The organism is Photorhabdus akhurstii (assembly GCF_018448925.1).
Classification (GTDB): domain Bacteria; phylum Pseudomonadota; class Gammaproteobacteria; order Enterobacterales; family Enterobacteriaceae; genus Photorhabdus; species Photorhabdus akhurstii.
The window spans coordinates 1-228 of the sequence record NZ_RCWE01000169.1; the positions used below are offsets into that span (position 1 = coordinate 1).

At 58.3% G+C, this 228-nt stretch carries 1 rRNA gene; it reads left to right on the forward strand.

The annotated features are described in order from the left end of the window. Positions 1-108: 108 nt before the first annotated feature. A 5S ribosomal RNA gene (gene rrf, locus EAE93_RS24185) occupies positions 109-224 on the forward strand. Positions 225-228 lie beyond the last annotated feature (4 nt).

Below are 228 nucleotides of genomic sequence, written 5' to 3' on the forward strand. Positions count from 1 at the left end.
TTGTCAGAAGACAGCGGCCGGAAGAGAGACAGATTTCAGCTTGTTGAACAGATTGCTTCGGGTGGTTGTGTCGGAAGAGACGCAACGGCCGGAAGGAAACCGAATATGCCTGGCGGCGATAGCGCGGCGGTCCCACCTGACCCCATGCCGAACTCAGCAGTGAAACGCCGTAGCGCCGATGGTAGTGTGGGGTCTCCCCATGTGAGAGTAGGACACTGCCAGGCTTGA